Annotated in this window: 5 protein-coding genes; 3 read left to right on the top strand and 2 right to left on the bottom strand. The window is 29.8% G+C overall.

Annotated elements, in window-relative coordinates; translation table 11 throughout:
- Nucleotides 1–114 precede the first annotated feature (114 nt).
- Complete coding sequence (locus IE142_RS34545) at nt 115–258, bottom strand: hypothetical protein (protein ID WP_002498894.1); 144 nt, start codon at nt 256–258, stop codon at nt 115–117.
- Nucleotides 259–521: 263 nt separating this feature from the next.
- Between IE142_RS34545 and IE142_RS34550 the strand changes: the two genes are divergently transcribed.
- Nucleotides 522–920, top strand: coding sequence for a YolD-like family protein (locus IE142_RS34550; RefSeq protein WP_161388679.1), 399 nt, complete (start codon nt 522–524; stop codon nt 918–920).
- Between the two features lie 32 nt (nt 921–952).
- On the opposite strand, the gene IE142_RS34555 is transcribed toward IE142_RS34550, so the two are convergent.
- Nucleotides 953–1,132, bottom strand: coding sequence for a CsbD family protein (locus tag IE142_RS34555; RefSeq protein WP_002498892.1), 180 nt, complete (start codon nt 1,130–1,132; stop codon nt 953–955).
- 911 nt (nt 1,133–2,043) lie between these two features.
- On the opposite strand from IE142_RS34555, the gene IE142_RS34560 reads away from it, so the two are divergent.
- Entirely contained in the window at nt 2,044–2,415 is a 372-nt protein-coding gene (locus IE142_RS34560; protein WP_210736260.1) for a type II toxin-antitoxin system RelE/ParE family toxin, read from the top strand.
- The gene (locus tag IE142_RS34565; RefSeq protein WP_018113556.1) at nt 2,399–2,674 is read left to right on the top strand and encodes a helix-turn-helix domain-containing protein; all 276 of its coding nucleotides are present in this window, start codon (nt 2,399–2,401) and stop codon (nt 2,672–2,674) included. Before IE142_RS34560 ends, IE142_RS34565 begins: the two co-directional genes overlap by 17 nt.
- Nucleotides 2,675–2,701: the final 27 nt, after the last annotated feature.

A 2,701-nucleotide genomic window follows, 5' to 3' on the forward strand; every position in this document is an offset into this window, starting at 1 on the left:
AAAATTGATGTTATTATCGTACATAATATATAAAACAGATACATCCACTTAGTCACTTTGTCACTTAAATAGTTGTTTTTTTGGCTATTACTCATCTGTTTTCACGCTCCATTTTTAGTTAAAAATCTCGCTTAATTTATCTTTTAAATCGTCTAATTTTTGATTGACGCTATCTAATTCACTTTTCATTTTGCTCATATCTTCATTATCTTTTGCATTTTGTAGCTTATCAATAGTACTTTCATACTTCTCAATCATTTTATTACCTTATGAACTACATCGTTACTCTAGTAACGATGTAGTTCATAAGTAAGTTAAATAACGTTTCAATTGGTTTTCAGTCGTATTATATTTACCCCCTTTTTTGCAATACATCAGAGCAAGTCGAAACATGCAAGTTGTAACGTGCAAAAAAGAGAACGTCACGGAAGCTCTTTAATTCTTTTGAGTCCATTTTCATATTGATGAGAGCCTTTACAAAAGCGAACATATGTTCTATTATATGGTTGAGGTGTTTGAATATGATTCCTAAGAAATATGAGGATGAAACGGATTATCGTAAGATACCTAGAGAGTATTTAAATTTTAATATTCCTAGAGGTAGAGGGTTTGTTAAGTGGATAGCTTTTAAGACGATTCCTGAGCAATATCAACAAATAGAACAATATATGGAAGATCAAAATAAAGAAGAACGTCCTTCGCTTTTAGATGATCAACTCAATGTTCTAAATGAAAAAGTAAACTGGAAAAAATTCTTTAAAGAAAAAGCCATTGTGACTTATTGGAAGCAAGGTTATTATTACCAGCATGAGGCTTACATTAAAACGGTAGATACACTCAATAAAGTTATTATTATTAGTAACGAAGATGGGAACGAAACCATGGAAATACCCATGAAAAATATAAAAGATATTGAATAAGAAAAGCCACTCTATATGAGTGGCTTAAGATTTTACTTTTTAAACTTGTCAACAACATCAGATGCTTTGTCTTTAACGTTATCAACGACTTCTTTGGCTTTACCTGATGCTTTATCTTTTTTACCTTCTTGTTCTAAGTTGTCATTGTTAGCAGCATCGCCAACAGTTTCTTTAATATTGCCTTTGACTTGTTCCAATTTATTTTCAGCCATGTTTAAGCCTCCTTAAGGGTAATGTAGTGTATAACAAGCACTACTGAAACATTATTTTAATATAGTTTTGAAAGGAAGTAATATAAGAAGTCTAATGCTAATGAGAAAACATTGACTACTTTCTCAACCTAATACATATAATAATTTAATTCAAGTAAAGAAGTTTAATTACTACTTTAACGGCAAGGTACTAATGAATCTGCATTAGCACCTTGTGTATTTTCTATAGGAAAATACGAACGAAAATGATGGAAAGTGAGGTATCACTTTCCTTTTTATTATGAATTTTTATTATTTATTTTTTTGTGTTGGCACGCTCACACGCATCATCAAAGATGATGCTTTTAACAAGTCTATTCATGATTACAAGTCGCAAAAATTTTTCCTTAGTGGCTTGAAAGCCAGTCGAAAAATTTATAGCTTTTATCCTTGTAATCAATCATAACAACTTGTTGCAGTGGCTTTGCAACACAGCAAAAATAAATTAAATAATAAAAAATTAAAGAGGTGATGCTTAATCGTCATGTGGTGGTTGGCTGGGTATTGAAAGAGAAATTGAAGGAGGTGGTTTCTCATAATACTCCACGAAAAAGCTCCTAATAAGTATTATAAACTTATTAAGAGCTATCGTAACTTTAATTACAGAATTACTAAGATAATTCTGTAAGGAGGAGCCCAATCTCCTCCTTCAATTTAATTTTATTATATCATTTAACAAGGAGAATTCAAATGAGAAGAAAAAGTATTATATTGTTAAAATCATTGAATATTTTATTAGCTATCGTAAGTGTTTTTCTAGAATATTCCCTAATTAGAGAAGAAAGACAAGAGAATATGAGAAAATGTAAATATCAGTATTTTCTATGAGAAAGGAAGATGAAATTTGATAGCATTTATGCTATCATATGTATATGAGTAATGTAACTTTTAAAACATTAAAGGATAAGAATAATCAATCAGAATTCATTCAATTTGTGCAAGACTTACCAGATAAAGATAGAATTAAACTACTAACAACCATTCAAAAAATTGAAGAAGAAGGTATTCAAATTGCAATTCGTATGAAATGGGTTAAAAAATTAGATAATAATTTATATGAAATTAGGTCAAAGTTTGGATCAAATATTCAAAGAGCTATTTACTTTCAAAAAGTAAATAATGAATATATTATTACACATGGTTTCACGAAAAAAACTCAAGAAACGCCGAAAAGAGAAATTGAACATGGTATGAATAGCATTAAAAGATACAGAAAGGGTGAATTGTATGAGTATGATTTCTAAATTAATTGATGAGGATATTAAACGTCATCCTGAGTTAGAGAAAAGTTATAAAGAACAATCAGAAGCTTTAGATATTGCAGTAAAAGTTGTTAACTTACGGAAAGAGATGGGATGGTCTCAAAGACAACTCGCTGAAGCTATGAATATACCACAATCAACAATAGCAAGAATTGAGAACGGCGATGTTTTACCCCATATAGATACTATGCAGGCTATAGCTAATGTAACTAACAAAAGATTAAAAATTGAGTACGTATAAATTAATATCTTAACGGCAAGGTGCTAA

The organism is Streptomyces mutabilis, from assembly GCF_014649815.1.
GTDB classification, from domain to species: domain Bacteria; phylum Actinomycetota; class Actinomycetes; order Streptomycetales; family Streptomycetaceae; genus Streptomyces; species Streptomyces mutabilis.